The organism is Parabacteroides goldsteinii DSM 19448 = WAL 12034, from assembly GCF_000969835.1.
Classification (GTDB): domain Bacteria; phylum Bacteroidota; class Bacteroidia; order Bacteroidales; family Tannerellaceae; genus Parabacteroides; species Parabacteroides goldsteinii.
On record NZ_KQ033912.1, the window covers coordinates 1,811,920 to 1,831,542 of the forward strand.

At 42.0% G+C, this 19,623-nt stretch carries 7 protein-coding genes, 2 tRNA genes, 1 rRNA gene and 3 other annotated features; of the genes, 1 reads left to right on the top strand and 9 read right to left on the bottom strand.

Annotation, left to right across the window (positions count from 1 at the left end; all coding sequences use genetic code 11):
• Positions 1-11: 11 nt before the first annotated feature.
• Positions 12-132: a sequence feature (23S ribosomal RNA rRNA prediction is too short), on the bottom strand.
• A 12-nt stretch (positions 133-144) separates the two neighbouring features.
• Positions 145-370, bottom strand: a sequence feature (23S ribosomal RNA rRNA prediction is too short).
• A 61-nt stretch (positions 371-431) separates the two neighbouring features.
• Positions 432-968 (bottom strand) — a sequence feature (23S ribosomal RNA rRNA prediction is too short).
• Positions 969-1,113: 145 nt separating this feature from the next.
• The 4 genes from HMPREF1535_RS06790 to HMPREF1535_RS06805 all read right to left on the bottom strand — a co-directional run bounded on the left by HMPREF1535_RS06790 (position 1,114) and on the right by HMPREF1535_RS06805 (position 5,018).
• Positions 1,114-1,187, bottom strand: a tRNA-Ala gene (locus tag HMPREF1535_RS06790).
• A gap of 23 nt (positions 1,188-1,210) precedes the next feature.
• Positions 1,211-1,284 (bottom strand) — tRNA-Ile (locus HMPREF1535_RS06795).
• 147 nt (positions 1,285-1,431) lie between these two features.
• Positions 1,432-2,958: ribosomal RNA gene (locus HMPREF1535_RS06800) — 16S ribosomal RNA — on the bottom strand.
• A gap of 692 nt (positions 2,959-3,650) precedes the next feature.
• Positions 3,651-5,018 carry a Gfo/Idh/MocA family protein gene (locus HMPREF1535_RS06805; RefSeq protein ID WP_224263718.1) on the bottom strand — a complete coding sequence of 456 codons (1,368 nt, stop codon included), beginning with the start codon at positions 5,016-5,018 and terminating at the stop codon, positions 3,651-3,653.
• 287 nt (positions 5,019-5,305) lie between these two features.
• On the opposite strand from HMPREF1535_RS06805, the gene HMPREF1535_RS06810 reads away from it, so the two are divergent.
• The gene (locus HMPREF1535_RS06810; RefSeq protein ID WP_046145667.1) at positions 5,306-7,360 is read left to right on the top strand and encodes an alpha-L-fucosidase; all 2,055 of its coding nucleotides are present in this window, start codon (positions 5,306-5,308) and stop codon (positions 7,358-7,360) included.
• Between the two features lie 74 nt (positions 7,361-7,434).
• Here HMPREF1535_RS06810 and HMPREF1535_RS06815 read toward each other — a convergent pair whose 3' ends face one another.
• The 5 genes from HMPREF1535_RS06815 to HMPREF1535_RS06835 form a co-directional block, all read right to left on the bottom strand.
• Positions 7,435-8,646, bottom strand: a complete 1,212-nt coding sequence (locus tag HMPREF1535_RS06815; RefSeq protein ID WP_010801400.1) for a glycoside hydrolase family 88 protein — start codon at positions 8,644-8,646, stop codon at positions 7,435-7,437.
• Between the two features lie 32 nt (positions 8,647-8,678).
• Complete coding sequence (locus HMPREF1535_RS06820) at positions 8,679-10,499, bottom strand: heparinase II/III domain-containing protein (RefSeq protein ID WP_244275577.1); 1,821 nt, start codon at positions 10,497-10,499, stop codon at positions 8,679-8,681.
• Between the two features lie 34 nt (positions 10,500-10,533).
• The gene (locus HMPREF1535_RS06825) at positions 10,534-12,267 is read right to left on the bottom strand and encodes a RagB/SusD family nutrient uptake outer membrane protein (RefSeq protein WP_046145669.1); all 1,734 of its coding nucleotides are present in this window, start codon (positions 12,265-12,267) and stop codon (positions 10,534-10,536) included.
• Positions 12,268-12,279: 12 nt separating this feature from the next.
• Positions 12,280-15,423: a SusC/RagA family TonB-linked outer membrane protein gene (locus HMPREF1535_RS06830; protein ID WP_046145670.1), complete on the bottom strand. Its 3,144-nt coding sequence runs from the start codon at positions 15,421-15,423 to the stop codon at positions 12,280-12,282.
• Between the two features lie 151 nt (positions 15,424-15,574).
• Positions 15,575-19,498: a hybrid sensor histidine kinase/response regulator transcription factor gene (locus HMPREF1535_RS06835; protein WP_244275578.1), complete on the bottom strand. Its 3,924-nt coding sequence runs from the start codon at positions 19,496-19,498 to the stop codon at positions 15,575-15,577.
• Between the last annotated feature and the right edge of the window lie 125 nt (positions 19,499-19,623).

Consider the following 19,623-nt stretch of genomic DNA (forward strand, 5'->3'; position numbering starts at 1 on the left):
CCGCGCCCTCACTCCTTATCAATATATAGCACGCATTCGGAGTTTATCTGGACTTGATAGGCGGTGAAGCCCTCGCATCCAATCAGTCGCTCTACCTCATGCTATACTAAATAAAGGCTGCACCTAAATGCATTTCGGGGAGTACGAGCTATCTCCAAGTTTGATTAGCCTTTCACCCCTACCCACAGTTCATCCGAAAGCTTTTCAACGCTTACCGGTTCGGTCCTCCAGTTAGTGTTACCTAACCTTCAACCTGACCATGGGTAGATCACTTGGTTTCGCGTCTACTCCCTCCGACTATACCGCCCTGTTCAGACTCGCTTTCGCTTCGGCTCCGTATCTGAAATACTTAACCTTGCCGGAGAAAGTAACTCGTAGGTTCATTATGCAAAAGGCACGCCGTCACAACTTACGTTGCTCCGACCGCTTGTAGGCAGACGGGTTCAGGGTCTATTTCACTCCTCTGTTCGAGGTTCTTTTCACCTTTCCCTCACGGTACTGGTTCGCTATCGGTCTCTCGGGAGTATTTAGCCTTACGGGATGGGCCCCGCTAATTCACACAGAATTTCTCGTGCTCCGCGCTACTCAGGATACCACTAGGCTTCGTTAGAAAGTCGTGTACGGGATTTTCACCCTCTACGATCACTTTTTCCAAAGTGTTCCACTTTCCTAAGTTCTTGCCACAGCGTGGTCCTACAACCCCGGTATTGCCTAAACAATACCGGTTTGGGCTCTTCCGCGTTCGCTCGCCACTACTTGCGGAATCATTGTTATTTTCTCCTCCTATGGGTACTTAGATGTTTCAGTTCCCCACGTTCGCCTCCCTTACGGGATGACAGGCCTTCAACCTGCCGGGTTGCCCCATTCGGAAATCTGAGGATCAAAGATTATTTGCATCTCCCCCCAGCTTATCGCAGCTTATCACGTCCTTCGTCGCCTCCGAGAGCCAAGGCATCCACCGTCTGCCCTTGCTTACTTTCTTATTTCCGGTCACATCGCTGTGAACCTGGATTGATATATCTTCAGCTTGCTCTTGTTACTTTATTTTACGTTGTCCATCATGTCAAAGATCTTGTCGTTACTTTATGTTTCTGATGTCTCGGTAACTTTTTGTGGAGAATAACGGATTCGAACCGTTGACCCTCTGCGTGCAAGGCAGATGCTCTAGCCAGCTGAGCTAATCCCCCAAAATTCTCTCTCAGAGATTCTGTAGTCCCAGGCAGAGTTGAACTGCCGACCTCTACATTATCAGTGTAGCGCTCTAACCAACTGAGCTATAGGACTGTCAACTTTGCCTTGGTTTCCCTCAGCATCATTTTTCTCTCTTGCCGACACTTTATTGCCGGTAGATCTATATTTTATACATATTCAACCGTAGTACAAGTTAACTAATACCTCTGAGTCAACTTGATAACGAACTCTTCGCTCCAGAAAGGAGGTGTTCCAGCCGCACCTTCCGGTACGGCTACCTTGTTACGACTTAGCCCCAGTCATCGGTTTTACCCTAGGCCGATCCTTGCGGTTACGGACTTTAGGTACCCCCAACTCCCATGGCTTGACGGGCGGTGTGTACAAGGCCCGGGAACGTATTCACCGCGCCATGGCTGATGCGCGATTACTAGCGAATCCAGCTTCACGAAGTCGGGTTGCAGACTTCGATCCGAACTGAGATGAGGTTTGGAGATTAGCATCCGCTCACACGGTAGCTGCCCTTTGTCCCCACCATTGTAACACGTGTGTCGCCCCGGATGTAAGGGCCGTGCTGATTTGACGTCATCCCCACCTTCCTCACAGCTTACGCTGGCAGTCTCACTAGAGTCCTCAGCATGACCTGTTAGTAACTAGTGATAAGGGTTGCGCTCGTTATGGCACTTAAGCCGACACCTCACGGCACGAGCTGACGACAACCATGCAGCACCTCGCAAATTGCTATTACTAGAGACTCTGTTTCCAGAGCTGTCAATATGCGTTCAAACCCGGGTAAGGTTCCTCGCGTATCATCGAATTAAACCACATGTTCCTCCGCTTGTGCGGGCCCCCGTCAATTCCTTTGAGTTTCACCGTTGCCGGCGTACTCCCCAGGTGGATTACTTAACGCTTTCGCTGTGCCGCTTACTGTGTATCGCAAACAGCTAGTAATCATCGTTTACTGCGTGGACTACCAGGGTATCTAATCCTGTTTGATCCCCACGCTTTCGTGCTTCAGTGTCAGTTATAGTTTAGTAAGCTGCCTTCGCAATCGGAGTTCTGCGTGATATCTATGCATTTCACCGCTACACCACGCATTCCGCCTACCTCAAATATACTCAAGTCAACCAGTTTCAACGGCAATTTTATGGTTGAGCCACAAACTTTCACCGCTGACTTAATTAACCACCTACGCACCCTTTAAACCCAATAAATCCGGATAACGCTCGCATCCTCCGTATTACCGCGGCTGCTGGCACGGAGTTAGCCGATGCTTATTCATATGGTACATACAAAAAGGAACACGTTCCTCACTTTATTCCCATATAAAAGAAGTTTACAAACCATAGATCCTTCATCCTTCACGCGACTTGGCTGGTTCAGGCTCTCGCCCATTGACCAATATTCCTCACTGCTGCCTCCCGTAGGAGTCTGGTCCGTGTCTCAGTACCAGTGTGGGGGACCTTCCTCTCAGAACCCCTATCCATCGTGGACTTGGTGAGCCGTTACCTCACCAACTATCTAATGGAACGCATGCCCATCTATCAGCGATAATTCTTTAACAAATATTTCCATGTGGAACCCCTGTTTTATGCGGTATTAGTCCGACTTTCGCCGGGTTATTCCCCTCTGATAGGTAGGTTGCATACGCGTTACTCACCCGTGCGCCGGTCGCCACCAATGTATTGCTACATCGTGCTGCCCCTCGACTTGCATGTGTTAAGCCTGTCGCTAGCGTTCATCCTGAGCCAGGATCAAACTCTTCGTTGTTTAAATTGTTTTTATATCTCTATGCTCAGAATTCGTATTTATTTCAAGTTTTTGACGGTATTAATTTTTAATACTTGTACTACTTGTTGATATGTAAATCTTTCAAAGAACTTTCGCTTTCTTTTCGATTGCGGCTGCAAAGGTAAGGACTTTTTTTTAACTACCAAATTTTTCAAGAGAAAAATTTGAAAAGTTTTTTTTGAGTCGCTGTGACGGTTGGAATTTTGCTTAGAACCTCTAACCTCATCCCCTTTCCTCAGGTTACCTCTTTCATCATGTTGGTGCGCCGTTCTCTCTCGAATGCGGGTGCAAAAGTAGTAGATTACTACATACGTTCCAAACTTTTTACCAACTATTTTTCATTTATTTTTTCACGGCAGGCACTGTAATATAATGTACGCACAAAGAGGACTGAAAAAATACAGGGAGGCTCCCAGGGCTTTCTCAGATAAAAAACTTTCTCCCTCAAGACAATTAAATTTCCGATTCAAAGAATTATTCGTTCGATATATGTTTTCTATTCGTTCGACAACTGTCGAATGTTTATTCGATAATTGTTGAATGAATAAAGAACAGCTGTCGAACGATTTTTTTGTATAGACGAAAAATTAGTGCCCCATATTATAAAAAGACAAAGGCTCTAAATATCATCTAAAATATTCAGAGCCTTCAATACTAATATAAACACGAAATTACATCACTGGTGCATCCGGAGCTTTACCCGGTTTCGGCGCTTCTCCTTCTTTATAGTCAGGTAATGCTCCCATTTCATATTTCTCCGGACCATAGCGAAGAGTAGATGCCATGATCTCATCCCAGGAAATAGGCTTTCCGGTGTAAGCTGCCTCACGTCCCAGAATAGCAACCTGAGTAGAATAGGCCAGCGCTTCTGCCTGATTTATTTTCTTATCCAAACGGATTGATTCAACAAAATGCACATGTTCCTGATCATATGGATTCTTTACAGGTTTATTCTGATAATCATATTCCCAAAGAATGTTTCCATTATAATCCACAATTTTAATTTCACCCCGGTCATTCAGAGAGGCCATCCCCTTGGTTCCATATACCTGCTCGGAAACATTTCCGTCACAACCGTCGATCTGACGAGCAGTCGCCAACATGCGTTTGTTATTGTTATAATAATAATCTACACTGAAAAAGTCATAGATATCACCGGTCAGGCGCTGCGCACGACCACCGAAACCAACAGCACGGATAGGACGGTCTTCCATAAACCAGGTTACCACATCAATATTATGAATAGCCTGATCCAACAGGTGATCCCCACTTAACCATTTAATGTTAAACCAGTTACGAATACAGTATTCCATATCGCTCCATTCCGGACGTTTGCGCTTATTCCACCATGCCCCCTGGTCCCAATGAGCGGAAGAAGATACGACATCACCGATCAATCCGTTTTTTACCTGCACATAAGCCTCCCAATAATCTCTGCGATGACGGCGTTGATTACCTGTTACAACCGTCAACCCCTTAGATGTTGCAACTTTGGCTGCAGCAATCACTGTACGGATTCCGGTCGGATCGACAGCACAAGGCTTTTCCATAAAAATATGTTTACCAGCCTCAACCGCCGCCTTGAATTGCTCCGGTCGGAAATGTGTAGGAGTACATAACAGGACTACATCGATATCATTCATTGCCAACACCTTCTGATAAGCATCGAAGCCTAAGAAACAATTGGCATCAGGAACTTCATTTTTAAATTGTTCAGACAATACTTTCCGGCAGGTCGCCATTCTATCCGGGAACAAATCAGCCAAAGCAATAATAGACACATTCGGTCCTGATTTGAGGAATTGTGTAGCCGCCCCGGTTCCACGATCGCCGCAACCCACCAAAGCTGCTTTTAAGGGTTTTCCATCAGGTGCTACCTCTACGAAAGAGAACATTCCCAATTCTTCCGGAGAATAACTCTTCGCAGCCGTTCCTGCACTTTGTTGTTGTGTACATGAAGTCATTACAGCCGACGACATACCCAGTGGTATTCCGGCACCCAGCAATGCTGTGTTTGTTAAGAAATCTCTTCTTTTCATGGTATTAATAATAAAAATATAGTTATTAGACGCCCAAATATATAAATTCACCTGGAATAAAACAAGCATAAAAGATTTTTTATAGACCACATTATTAGAGACATAGGTGAATTTTAGATGTATTTTAGACAATAAGTAAAATGATATTGTATAAAATACGGCAAGTATCCTATAAAACCAGCACGGCTCTGTAATACAATAACTAAAAATAGCAAAACAGACAGAATATCCTTATACAAATTATATTTTTTGTACCTTTGAAGCATCAACAATAACATAATCAAACGATGAAAAGCGCAAATTATCTTTTCCTCCTCGGATTAGGACTTACTACTTTAATTTCCTGTAAAGAAGTAAACGCCCCTGATCCTGTTTATCCTGTTCCGACGCCTGAACAGGTGGAATGGCACAAAATGGAGACATATGCCTTCGTTCATTTCGGTCTAAACACATTCAATGATCTGGAATGGGGATACGGGAACACGCCTGCTTCCACTTTCAATCCTACAGATTTAGATTGCGAACAATGGGTTCGTACGATCCTGGCTGCCGGATTAAAAGGGGTGATTCTCACTGCCAAACATCATGACGGTTTTTGCCTGTGGCAAACGGCAACCACAGAATACAGCGTTAAAAATTCTCCCTGGGAAGACGGAAAAGGTGATATGGTAAAAGAGCTTTCCGACGCCTGCCACAAGCATGGATTGAAATTCGGTATTTATCTCTCCCCCTGGGACCGTAACAGTGAGAATTACGGACAACCGGGATATGTAGAAAAGTTCCATGCCCAATTACATGAATTAGTCTGCAATTACGGTCCGTTGTTCGAATACTGGTTTGACGGAGCTAACGGCGGCAACGGCTGGTACGGCGGCGCAAATGAAACGCGTTCTATCGACCCGAATACCTATTATAAATATGAACAGGCTGTCGACACGATTAAAAAGTATAATCCTTCCGTCATGATTTTTGGAGGAACCGAACCGACCATCCGCTGGATCGGCAACGAAGAAGGCTGGGCAGGCGATACTCAATGGAGTATGTTCACTAAAAAAGACGGCATACATTATCGTCAGAGCCAGTGGGGACTGGAAGACGGTGAAGAATGGCTGGGTGGCGAATGCGACGTTTCCATTCGTCCGGGTTGGTTCTATCACGCACGTGAAGACCATCAGGTAAAATCACTATCACATTTAGTCGATCTGTATTACCGCAGTGTCGGACATAATGCAAACTTCCTGCTAAACTTCCCGGTTGCATTAAACGGAAAGATCAGTCCGACGGATTCTATCCGTGCAGTCGAATGGTATCAAACCATACAGAACGATTTAAAAACCAACTTATTAAAGGGTGCATCCGTAAAAGCCAGCAATTCCCGCGGCGGCCAGTTTAAGGCTGACAAAACGAATGACGGCAATTGGGATTCTTACTGGGCTACGGAAGACGGAGTTACAAACGCTACGCTTACCTTCACCTTCAGCAAACCGACGGATGTAAACCGCCTGATGATACAGGAATATATCCCATTGGGACAGCGTGTCAAAGCATTCACCATCGAAACAGAAAAAGACGGGCAATGGACACCGGTTGAAGCAGCCGATTCCACGACGACTGTCGGCTACAAACGTATCGTCCGTTTCCAGACTGTCAATGCAGACAAGATACGCATCAACTTCCTGGATGCACGCGGCCCGCTATGTATCAATAATGTAGAGGCTTTCCTGGCACCGGCCTTATTAACCGAACCGGAAATCAGACGTGACCGCAAAGATGTTGTTTCTATCCGGGTAGAAGATAAAAACTCGGAACTCCATTATACGACTGACGGTTCGGAACCGACAAAAGATTCCCCCCGTTATACCGAACCTTTTGTTTTTGCTCAAAAAGGAACAATCAAGGCTATCTCGTACGACCGTACTTTCGACAAGAGCAGTCCGGTTTCCGTAAAAGAGCTGGATATTCCGGCATCTAACTACACTGTCATTTATCCAAAAGACGAAAAAACAATAGCGATGTTCGACGGCAACGGATATACGACATTCTATTTACCGAAAGGGAAACAGGAAATCGAAATACAGTTAGCAAATGATATGCCGATTGCCGGCTTCCGCTATGTACCCAACCAGGGACGTGATGCCGGAGGACATATTTCAAATTACCAGTTGTTTGTCAATAACAAGAAAGTTGCAGAAGGCGAATTCTCGAATATCAAACATAATCCGATAGAACAGGAAATCCGTTTCCCGGCTATAAAAGGAAACAAGATACGGTTTGTTGCAACCCGCATCGTCGATAATCAGCCCCAGGCAGGGATCGGTGAGTTTTCGGTAATTACAGAATAAATTGTACAGGCACATAATCTTTGAATTAGAACAAAGGATTATGTGCCATACAATACAAAAAGAGTCTTGTGCTGTTACGAATTATACATCTTCTCTATATCCCTTTTCCGTTTTAATGCCTCCAAGAAATAATAATCAGCATAATTGAGTGGAACATCTATTTCACCATTATGAGGTATACTTCCTACACAATGCATTAATAGAAAATTCCCATTCTTTCCCAATTCCGCACGATATGCCGGAGAAGCCAAACTCTCCATAATACGGTCAGCATATGCCTTATATGTCTGCGGTTCAGAAACTCCCATCGTTGTTATTTCATATAAGGCAGAAGCGATACAAGCCGCAGCCGAAGCATCCCGATAGTCATTTGGTATGTTAGGAGCATCCATATCCCAGTAAAAAATAAAATCATCAGGAGTATTTTTATGAGTAAACATAAAATGGATTGATTTTAACGCCTGGTCCAGATATTTTCGGTCTCCCGTTTCACGATAACAAAGTGTTAAACCATAGATACCCCAGGCTTGCCCACGGCTCCATGCCGATTCATGTGCATATCCCTGTGCAGTATGACGGAAACGAACGGAACCATTCTCCATACTGTAATCTACCACATGATAACAGCTGCCATCCGGACGATACTGTTCCTTCATGGTACGATCCACATGGGAAACAGCAATTTTATAGAATGTCGAATCGCCGGACAATTTTGTTGCAGCAAATAATAACTCAAGGTTCATCATATTATCAATAATGACAGGACATTCCCAACCACGTTCGGAAATCCATCCCCTGTCAACATTCCAGGACTGAATGATACCCGCCACAGGCCGGAAACGAGTCGATAAAGACCGGGCTGCCTCAACAATCACATTTTTATACTCCTCATCTCCTGTTAAACGTAACCCATTGCCGAAACTGCAATAGATCATAAAACCGACGTCATGATTCCATGTAATGTTTTTGGCATCCTTAACCTCCTCTGTATACTTTCGAGCTATAGGTAACAACGTCTTATCTCCCGTCAATTCATACAAATACCATATAGAACCTGGGAAAAAACCGCTTCGCCAGTCGGTCAGATTACAGTAATAAACGGAGCCGTCTGAATTCAAGGTCGTCGGATTCATAAACTTACCGCTTTCTTCAATAAGTTTTATCTCATTACCTATCTGTTTATGGGCAAACTCCACATTTTCTTCAATAAACTCCTTCTTCACTTCACTACATGAAATCAACGCAGCACAGAAAGCTATACCCATTAAATACTTCATTTTTACCATATTATATATTTATTTTTGATCTAATTACATCTCTAATCTCCTGACAATAAGACTTTGATTACCTGTATGGTGCTATCTGAAACCGAAGCCGATAAAACCGTATAACCTTCTATAGGTTTTTCATTTTCCGTCTCTCTTTTTGCCCTTTTTGTTGTAAACGAAGCGTTAACCGGCGATTCAATCTTCAAAAAGAATGATTTACCATCTTTTCGTAAAATTGCCGTATTTCCATTACATTCAACATCGGCAGAAGTAATCACAGACCATTGAACCGATTGCTCCGCATTTTTTAACCCTACGCTGTCCGTAATCATTATCCGGGTATCATCCAATAAACAGAAAGTCCGGTAAACAAAGCGGCTCTGTTCCTGATAAGCCGTACTCATATCCATTGTTACAAAAGGGCGGACAGCTTTATCGTCACAATCTTTGATCTCTCCCATCCCAGCTGAATTTTGTAATTGATTATCGATCGCCAGAGTATTATGACTAAAATTGGAATTCCTAAAATAAGTCCACCTCCGGCCGTCCGGCTTATAATCCCAGAATCCGGGCAAACTGTAATTATCCGTTCCCAGATCGTCAGTCCACCTTATCCCGTTTGTTTCTACAATGAAAGTTCCGATATCCAACTGTTGATGTGCCATATCCGGATCGCCGGTTTTAGCGATCAGATAAATACTGTTGGATACATTCCTGTCTCCATTAAATACAACAATATCGTTTATTCCTCTGTAGACGTTTAACTTCGGCAAGGTTTTTGAAGCAGAAAAGACTGTATCATACCAGGGAATAGACAAAAAATAAAATCTGAAATAATTCCCGCTTTGTACTGTTTCCGAAAGGACCTTCCTATAAAACGCTGCTGCTTCCGGCTGATTGAATGCTTTACTGAAATAGAAATAAATAGGTTCTGCTGCCGGCGCCGTACTTCCGGAATTAGCAAAATTGAATATCTTACCGGAAGGACTTGTGCTATGCATATAATACAAAACACTTTTATCCACACCCTGCATTTCAGAAAGTCCGAAATCCTGTCCGAGATTATCATTCAAGGCCTTTAATAAGAGCGAAAGATACATATTGGTATATCCCCAATAGGCAGGTCCTTCATAACAAACTCCATCCGGTGCCAGATGTTTCAGACAATTAGGAACATACTTTACAGCTTCACCGATAATATGTTGGGTAAGTTCAGGATAATACTCCTCAATGGCTAAAGCCCCTAATACCATCCCTGTATTACAAACCACATTCCAGTTCGTCTCACGTTTGGCCCAAGAATCACTGTTACCGGTTTTATACTCTTCGACAACAAGATCCAGAGCCTTCGTTTTAATGGAACTGACAATCAATTGTTTTGTCACAGGAGACAGCACATCATATAACCAGTCGTATCCGATAGCAACCGCAGTCGTCATTTCTGCAACATCTAGATAATGAGCAGGGTCCCAATCCTGATAATTACAGACATGCACCAATTCCTTTTCTGCCTTCTCTGCAAACCGTTTATCTCCACTGAGCCGGTAAGCCAGGGACAGGTTGACCATTCGGTATACCTGTTCACGACTGACCGGCAATATATCTTTCGTCTGTTTAACCTTCGTGCGCGGATCCTCCTGTAATGGAACAACCAATAATCGTTCCGCTTCCTTCATCAAACCGGCACGTAGGCTGTCCAATAAAGGTTCTCTACCCGCTAAAGCCTGAACTCTTTGTTCTTCCTGCTTACTAAACAGCAACCTGGGATGCTGCTGCAACACCCTTTCAGGAAAAAGGGCCGATGCATCTTTACAGTTTACCACCGAAGAAAACAAAAAGAATGATAAGCTCACTAAACTAATAAATCTCATAAATTGATACATTGAAATTACATTTTGAACGGATTTACCATCCCGGATTCTGCTTCAACGCTTCGTTGCGCTCTATCTCTACACCAGGTATAGGCCAAAGCATATCCCGTTCGGAGAACTTATGAGTATAGATAAATTCACCATAAATATTGATTGCATCTACCTCACTCATAGCCTTGCTTGCTATTTCCCATCCCCAACGGCGCAAATCACTGAAACGTAATCCTTCTCCCGCAAACTCAACAGCACGTTCTTTTCGTATACGTTCAGCCATCTGCTCTTTGGATGTAACAAGCATCCATGCTGGACCAGAGTTTAATCCGGGCATATCCACTCTGGCTCTTACCTTATTGAATTCGGCAACAGCTTTATCCAGTTGGTTATTTTCATTATAGGCCTCTGCCAACATCAGCAATACATCCGCATAACGAATCAGAGGAAACTCAAAAGGAGTGTGTAAACGGTCACTGATAGCTCCGCCAAGATCATATTCAACTACAAATTTACGATACAAATAAGAGATCCAGCCTTTATTGTTCCGTATGGTTCCCTGATTTTCATTCCCTTGCACATTGTGGTCCATTGCAAACAACATATCCCGTGGGGTCGTCTTTCCGATACAACCTTTATAAATAGAATAAGGGACAATCAAAGTAGCCATCATACGAGGATCTCTGCTTTTATATACATTCAATATTTGTGCTGTATCTACATCTCGCAATCCAATAACAGCCCCTGACGCATCCATCTCTACACTAAACAATTCTTTACGCTGATCCGGAGTTGCTTCATTGTATCCGGGAAAAACATCATTCCAGCTGAAAGGGCGGCCATCTTTGAGTTCATACATATCTGCCAATTGAGTGGAAGGAACAGTATTGTTCCAACAACTACCAAACGCACTGCGTGTTCCCATCAATGCTTGCATAGCCATACCATACTCTGTTCCGACACCACTTTTATTCTGTACGGAAAAGATCATCTCTGAACTCTTATCTCCATTATAAAGTTTAAATATATGAGCATAATCAGCGTCAAGGCCATATCCATAGTTGTTAGACTTGTTATTGACAATCTCTTCAAAATCCGCAATAGCATTCTGCCATTCTTTATTATAAAGATAGACTTTTCCACGCAAGGCATAGGCTGCCCCTTTCGTCGCACGACCATAATCAGAATCATTATGCCTGACCGGAAGATAAGCGACAGCCTCATTCAAGTCACTGATGATATGTGCACGGATCTCTTCCGCGGAGCTTCTGGGTTTCTTCAAGCCAACGTATTCCACATTCAGATTCGTCGTTTCATCATAGTAAGGAACACCGCCGTATAAGTCCAACAGAGTAAAATAAAACATTCCCCGCAGGAATCTGGCTTCAGCCATATACTCATTTTTTTGTTCCTCGGTAAGAACATCCATAGTGGGTATGACCCGAAGGTAGCTGTTAGCTCTCTGAATCCCATCATACATTGTTTGCCATTTGGATTGAATTTCTGCTGAACGATCAGAATAAGTACCCAGATACATCATATAATAGTCATATCCATAAGCAATATCAGCCAGATGATCGAATAAAAACTGGTAACCGTAAGCGTGATTATCCCGCAACATGCCATAAATTCCCATCAATCCTTGTTTTGCATGTTCTTCCGTTTGGTAGAAAAGGTTCTCACTTACTTTATCACCGGGATAAGTATTAAGATCATAACATCCGTTGAATGTGGCAGATGTCAATAAAATAGAAATATATATCAGTATTTTTTTCATGGTTCAAAATATTTAAAAGGTAAGATTCAGTCCAAATGTTGTTAATCTCATTGTTGGATACTTAGTACCTGATATTTCCGGGTCAAGCCCTTTATATCCCGTAAATGTCAATGCGTTATCTATACTGACATAGAAGCGAAGGTTATCCAGCAATAGTCTCTGGGAAAGCTGCTTCGGGATAGTATATCCTAATTGTATATTTTTTACCCTTACATAGGATCTGTTCTGGACCCAAAAGTCGCTGGCTACACTGTTACGTCCATCACTGTAATCCAACAAACGCGGGTAAGTAGCATCTGTTCGCCCCGAATACCAGCGTCCGTCAGCAATTGTCTTATTAATCTGATTACCCCGGCGAACTAAAGGCCAAAAGCTAGCTCCATCCTGACCACTCCAGTACTCTTTCAGTCCTGTTGCCCCCTGAAGAATACATGAGAAGTCCAATCCTTTCCAACTTGCACCGAAATTGAAACCAAAAGTGACAGTTGGATTAGTTCCATTACCAACCATGATACGGTCTTTATCCGTAATACACCCGTCACCATCAATATCTTTATAAAGGAAATCGCCCATTTCCGGTTTTTTATACTGGGAAAAAGCATCCGGATTTTTCTCTTCCATGGCCCGGACCAATGCCAGATCCTCTTCTGTCTGAATAATACGATCTACGGAAAGAACATACTGAATATTGATTGGTTGTCCTTCCAATATCATATTAGTCCCACTAATAGACGGTTCATCACCTTTAAATTTAGTTACTTTGTTTTTTACGTATGATACATTCCCTCCCACAAAGTAATCTACTTGCCCGATACGGTCAGTCCACGTCAGATTCAATTCAAGACCTCTGTTACGGACCTGGGCAGCATTTGATTTAGGAACAGTTGCATTCCCATGCACTAACGGAGCAGGTAAATCAATCAGGATTCCCTTGGTATTTTTTACGAAGAAATCAACATTACCACTCAATTTCGAAACACCGAAATCAATTCCCACATTTGTTAAATAGGTCGTCTCCCATGTCAAACCGGCATTAGACAAGGCCCTTTGCGCCATCCCAATCTGTACGGAATTATTCAATGTATAATTTGAGGCAGAATAAAACATCTGATAATCATAATCACCTACCGAATTGTTTCCCAATGAGCCATAAGAAGCACGTATTTTAAACTGGTTGACAAGATCTATATCTTTCATAAATCCTTCTTCACTCATACGCCAACCGGCAGAAAAAGAAGGGAAGAAACCTCTTCTGTTTTTTCCTGCAGCAAACCGGGAAGAATTATCCATACGAAGATTGGCTTCAAACAAATATTTCTCATCCCAGTTCAGGTTTACTCTTCCAAAGAAAGAATGCATAGCCCAGTTAGAATAGTTTCCTGTCGCTGTAGCATTGGCCGTTGCGGCATTCAATTCCGTCATTTCCGGAGCGATCAAATCTTCCTTACTGGCCTGGAACCAATTATAACGATACGCTTCCTGGCTACCTCCGACTGTCGCCTGAATATTTAATCGGTCTATATCTGTTTCATAACGAATAATTCCATCCATATGATTCCGTACCCATTTTTCATCATGATTGGTCACTTTTGTCTTTCCTGTTCCGGCAGTCTGGACAGTATTACTATACAAATTCCATATATCATGGAACACGGGCTGTTCATAACGGTATCTATTTTGAAAATCATATGTATAAGATCCTTCTATAGTCAATCCTTTAAAAGGTCTGATCTGTGCATAAAAACGCGATACCATTTTATTTGTTGTCCGATTTCCCTTTGTACTGTTTAACTTACGCAATATATTATTGGTACCAGACTGGGCATCATCTTCCGGATTATTGACACCACCATACCGCCCGTCTGGTGCCTGGAAACACATCCCGGGAGTCGTCGCCTGCAAATGTGTATAAAATAAACTGCCTGTACCTTCCGTCTGGATCAATCCCAAATCTTCTTTTCCACGATAACCATAGGCATTAACTCCAATCGTAAACCATTCTTTAACTTCTGCATCCAGGTTCACACGGGCACTATAACGGTCATAACCGGAATTTTCCATAATTCCCGGATTCTTCAGATAATTTCCAGATATGAAATAATGAATTTTATCAGAACCTCCGGTAATGGATATGGTATGATTTTGCAACCATCCTGTTTTGAATGCAGCATCCTGCCAATCCGAATTCGGATATTTTACAGGATCACTATTCCCGGCAGCACGCCACTCGTCTATTTTTTCCTGACTGAATGGTGCCGGCAGATTACTGTTTCTTTCTCCTTCATTAAACAATTCCATATAATCTGCATAGTTGGTCACAAGGTCCATACGATGAGCAACCTGTTGCATAGTTACATAACCGTTATAAGAAATTCTGGAACCGCCTGTTTTACCTTTACGGGTTGTGATCAGGATAACACCATTAGCAGCACGTGAACCATAAATTGCAGACGAAGCAGCATCTTTCAGTACAGAAATACTTTCCACATCCTGCGGATTAATATCGTTCATACTTCCCGGAACCCCATCAATAACAACTAATGGATCAGAATTATTCAAAGTACCTTGTCCGCGTACCCGTATAGTTGCTCCATCATTGCCAGGCCGCCCTCCACTGCCTTGTGTCACAGATACACCGGCAGCCATACCCGAAAGCCCTGCTGACAATGAAGTAATAGGACGACTATCTACCATCTTACTCATATCAACAGATGATACAGCTCCTGTCATATTCACTTTTTTCTGTGTTCCATATCCCACAACCACAACTTCATCCAAGGCTTGTGAATCTTCTTTTAATTGGATCATAAAAGAGTTTTTTCCATTTACCGGTATACTTTGTTCTATATAACCGATATAAGAAACCGTCAATACTGCACCAGGAGACACCTGCAAAGAAAAACGCCCTTCCATATCAGTGACCGTTCCGTTAGTAGTTCCTTTTTCTACTACATTTGCTCCGATTACCGGTCCCTGTGCATCTTTTACTGTTCCCGTAACAATCACTTTCGCTTGTTGGGATAATAGCAACTTTTCCGTTATACCTTCCCCGGCACTAACCGGATTGGCTTGGACTATTCCCACGGACAAGAATAGTGTGGCCATTCCTGCAAACATTGTTTTCCTAAAAGAAGGAATGTTCAAATCATTCGTCATAAATAGGTAGATTTAGATTAATAAATTCAGATAAACTCTGAGGCAAAAATAGCCGGGTACACAAAAAAAGACCTATACATAGCGTCCGTTTTTTATATACACACAGTCCAAATAGAAGATTTAACTATTTGATTATAAATGATTAGCTATTTCACTTCTCTTTTTTCCGAAATTGAGCCGGCGAAACCCCGAATTTTGTCTTAAAACAACGACTGAAATATATGGTAGAAACAAATCCCAGTTGATCCGAGATTTCACTCACCAACATATCCGGCCGTTCCTGTAGCAGAACCGCTGCACGTTTGATACGCTGATTTTGTATAAATTCACTCGGTGTCATACCTGTAAGATTTTTCATTTTTGCAAAAAAGGAACTACGTCCCATATTCAATTCACGGGCAAGTATATTCACATCGAAATCCTGGTCGCCCATATGTTCATCTATAATTTCTACAATACGATTCAGTAATTTCTGGTCCAGCGAAGTAGAAGCCAGCAACTGTACATCAAAATCACCTTGCTGAGTCAATCTGGATTTCAACAATAAACGATTACGAATTAAATTATTACAACGCATCAGTAAAACTCTTGCATGGAAAGGCTTACTCACATAATCATCCGCTCCCTGCTGGAAACCTTCAATATTATACTCAACGGAATCAAGGGCAGTCAACAAAACGACAGGAATATGGCAAAGATCAATATTATTCTTAATTTTCATACACATTTCCATGCCACTCATCAAAGGCATCATAACATCACTGACCACCAAATCCGGTTTTTCCTCAATAGTCTTTCGTAAACCTTCTTCTCCATTTCCAGCTAATATCACCTGATAAAAAGGAGTAAACAAGGTATTTAATATTTGTAGCAACTCCTCATTATCTTCCACTATCAGTATCTTATAAGAACCGACCTTCAGATCCGGAAAAGTTGTGTCCATCTCTTTATATTCTTCCGGTAAAACGGAATCCGGCAACGATCCCCGTTTGATCATAGGCTCTTCCGGAACTTCCAGAAGAATGGTATTTCCATCATTCTCAAAATGGGCTTTACCTTTTAATAAGGTGATCGTAAAAATTGTGCCATATCCCAACTGGCTTTGTACCGTAATCTCCCCATGATGAAGGTTGACAATGTTCTTACTCAATGCCAGCCCTAGTCCGGTTCCCGGATTGGCCTCAGACAGTTGTTTCCCATTTTCCGCCTGATAAAAACGGTCAAAAATACGTGACACATCACCAGACGATAGTCCGATACCCGTATCGATCACTTTTATATGAACATTATTCTCATCCGGAGAAATATACAAATCTACCACACCTCCCGGTTTAGTATATTTGAAAGCATTGGACAAAAGATTATAAAAGACCTTTTGCAGTTGATTGGAATCAAACCACAGCAGCACATCATCTTCTTCATGATGAAGATTAAAGGAAATCGTTCGTTGGGCAGCCAATTCACAATACGAAAGATAAATATCCTTCAAAAAAGGAACCAGATTTTGTTCACAGACGCGCAACGAAACATAATTCTGCTCAAGCTTCCTAAATTCCAACAATTCGGAAATCATATTCCTCATGCGAGTAGCATTCTTACTAATCTTAACAATCCTATTATATAAAGTTGGAGGAAGTGATGAACTCTGAAGCAACATATCCACCTGACTGAAAATAAGCGTCAGCGGAGTGCGGAACTCATGGCTGATGTTAGTAAAAAAACGTAGTTTGGCCTGATTAAGTTCTTCATTCCGCTCTTTCTCTTCTCTTTCTTTCTCAAGAGAAAGGGCTAATCTTCTCCTGGCATTTATCGTGCGAATTGTCAGATAAACAATTATAATGGTAGTCAGAGTATACAGAATCCATGCCCAGACCGTATTATACCAAGGTTGTGCAATCAAGATGTTCAGAGAAATTTCACGTCGGTTCATCAAGTGCTGCGGTAAAATCTTTTCACGGACCAACAGTTTATATTTCCCGGGATCCAGATTCGTATAATAAATACTGGAGGAAAAAGAGGATACCCAATCTTCATCAAAACCGACCAGTTTATATTGATATTCATTATTCTTCTGAATATCAATATAATTAGTAGTCGCAAAATTTATGATCAGATTGTTTTGTTTATTATTCAGGTGAATCGACTTATTAAAAGGAAAAGACTCTTTCAAGATCCCACCCGAAACAGCCCCCGGATATATTCTTTTATTATGGATATACAGTTCCGAGAAATATAAAGAATAATTCTTTTCTTTTTGATCCAGATCTTCCCGGAAGAAAGAGGCAAGGCCGTCATTTCCTCCGACAAACAGTTCATTATTTCTGCAAACCAAAATACCACATCCATCCGCAATTGAAGTGATAGGTAAATTCGTTCCCAATGTCACAAACCGGGTATTCTCATTGGAAGGATTCAGAAAAGTAATACCCTTATCGCTGGTAACCAGTAATTCTCCCGAATTTGTTTCCGCAACATTATAACAATAATTACTTAACAAATGCCCGCTTCCCTGTGAGTAATGGATAAAGGAATCGGATTGTTTATCATACCGGTATAACCCTCCTCCCAAAACAACAAAATAAATATCGCCGTTATTGGTCGTAATAATCCGTTTAGGTTCAAATTGAATACCATATTGAGGCAGAAAATATTTTTTCTGATTATCAGGATCAGCCAGTTTAATCCTGATAAGGGAAGTTCCGATCATAATCCATATATTATCTTCCTTATCAATCGTAAAATTCTGTGCATTTCTACATAACCATTTAAACTCACCCGTATCAAGATCCATAACAAAAGTCCCGTTCATTGCACTCACGTATAACTTATCATTATGAATCATCGTGTGAAAGATAATACCATCCGGTTTCACATCTTCTTTCTCATAATCATCCAAATAATTATGAAAAATACCGGTTTTTATATCAAACCGGGTCAGTCCTCCATGGTGCGTACCAATATATAACTGATCCCGTTTTTCGTCATACGCAATACATTTCAGATTATTCTGTAAGACCGAATTAGAAGGTCCCGCAGTAAAATATTTGAATGTACGCGTTTTACGGTCCATAAAGTTCAACCCGCCTCCTTCGGTACATATCCAGATATTACCATTCTTATCCTCAGCCAAATGGCCGACAAAAGAATAATTCAAACATTCTTTCCGAAAAGGATTATCCGTATAATGAGCAAAAATTTCCTTCTCCGGATTAAAATAGTTCGCACCTCCATAATAGGTTCCTACCCATATTGTTGCCTGCGCATCTATATAAACAGAAAATACGGAAGAATGAGACAGACTACCCGGTAGATGGTCTTGTCGGTACACAGTAAATTTATCAGTATACGGATTATATTTATGTAATCCTAAAAAGGTTCCGAACCAGATGTTCCCAAATCTATCCTCTGCAAAACTCCGTATCTGATTGCTTTCTATATGGAAAGGTTCCGCATTAGAATCCGAATACCAGACAACCTTCTCATCCGGCATTATCCTATACAGTCCTCCGGTACGGCAACCAGCCCATACTTCACCTGAAGAACTTTCAAATAAACGGTAAAATTCCGGTCCGTCAACCAGACAACGTGCTTTTTCTCCTTTTTCAATCACATATAATCCTTCATACGTTCCAACCCAAATTTTATTTCCAGAGACCAGCAAACTGGAAATATCCGGCATATCTTCCTCTGTATAAAGCAATAAACTATCCCCTTTTTCATCATAACGGCAAATCATTCCATCATACCCCGTCCATATATCACCATTTGAGGAGGTGACCGTTTTTGCCTTATATTTCCCAATCACATGGAACTTTTCTTTCCGGATATCATACCTCACCAAAGAATCACAAGTTCTGAAAAAAATATCTCCCTGCCGGTTGCCGACCAGATGGTCACATTCATGTCCTAACAAAACATTTATAGAACTCTCCTGGTCAGGATTCTCCCATCCCTTGTATACCCGCATTCGTTCTCCGTCATACACACTGAGCCCTTCACGCGTACCGAACCACATCCGTCCCAGTTGGTCCTGATAAATAGACATAACAGAGACCTGCGATAATCCGTCACTCATACCAAGATGCTTAAAATAAACCGGATAAATAACTTGGTGAATGAATAAAAAACACAACAATATCAGTAGCTTTTTCATCTTATTTACGAAACTAAATAAAAGAGTCTTCTTGTATCCCCGCTTAT

Coding starts and splice junctions, on each gene's coding strand:
- HMPREF1535_RS06810 (WP_046145667.1), top strand. CDS start 5,306: ATGAAAAGCGCAAATTATCTTTTCCTCCTCGGATTAGGACTTACTACT.
- HMPREF1535_RS06825 (WP_046145669.1), bottom strand. CDS start 12,267: ATGAAAAAAATACTGATATATATTTCTATTTTATTGACATCTGCCACA.
- HMPREF1535_RS06830 (WP_046145670.1), bottom strand. CDS start 15,423: ATGACGAATGATTTGAACATTCCTTCTTTTAGGAAAACAATGTTTGCA.
- HMPREF1535_RS06815 (WP_010801400.1), bottom strand. CDS start 8,646: ATGGTAAAAATGAAGTATTTAATGGGTATAGCTTTCTGTGCTGCGTTG.
- HMPREF1535_RS06805 (WP_224263718.1), bottom strand. CDS start 5,018: ATGAAAAGAAGAGATTTCTTAACAAACACAGCATTGCTGGGTGCCGGA.
- HMPREF1535_RS06820 (WP_244275577.1), bottom strand. CDS start 10,499: ATGAGATTTATTAGTTTAGTGAGCTTATCATTCTTTTTGTTTTCTTCG.
- HMPREF1535_RS06835 (WP_244275578.1), bottom strand. CDS start 19,498: ATGAGTGACGGATTATCGCAGGTCTCTGTTATGTCTATTTATCAGGAC.